The organism is Marichromatium sp. AB31, from assembly GCF_003718685.1.
Lineage (GTDB): Bacteria > Pseudomonadota > Gammaproteobacteria > Chromatiales > Chromatiaceae > Marichromatium > Marichromatium gracile.
The window spans coordinates 1-426 of record NZ_RHFI01000065.1 but is presented as its reverse complement, the minus strand read 5'-3'; the positions used below and the strand labels follow the sequence as shown (position 1 = coordinate 426).

The 426-nt window shown below is 77.5% G+C and carries 1 protein-coding gene; it reads left to right on the top strand.

Going from position 1 to position 426, the window contains the following annotated elements:
* The coding region (locus tag EBL84_RS16750; RefSeq protein ID WP_148040335.1) for a DUF4381 domain-containing protein at positions 1-311 on the top strand (311 nt) is incomplete at its 5' end.
* Between the last annotated feature and the right edge of the window lie 115 nt (positions 312-426).

Here is a 426-nt window from a genome sequence, read left to right as displayed (position 1 = left end):
TCGCCGAGCTGGCGCGGCTGCGTGCCGGGTTCGTCGCCGGCGGCGATGCGCGGGCGCTCGCCGCCGGGTGCTCGCGCCTGCTGCGTCGCCTGGCGCTGAGCCATCATGGCCGGGCGCGGGTGGCCGGTCTCGCCGGCGCCGACTGGCTCGCCTTCCTCGATGCCGAGGGCGGCGCGGGGGACTTCTCCAATGGGATCGGCCGGGCGCTGGTCGAGCAGGCTTATCGACGGCCGGGCGACTCGGCGGTCGACGCCGAAGCACTGCTCGATCTGGTCGAGCGCTGGATCCGCGCCCAGGGGCGCGGACGATGATCTCCCTGGCCTGGCCCTGGGCGCTGCTCGCACTGCCCTTGCCGCTGCTCGCGCGGCGGTTGCCACCGGCGCGCCGGGCGCCGGGCGCGGCGCTGCGCCTGCCGCCGACGCTGCT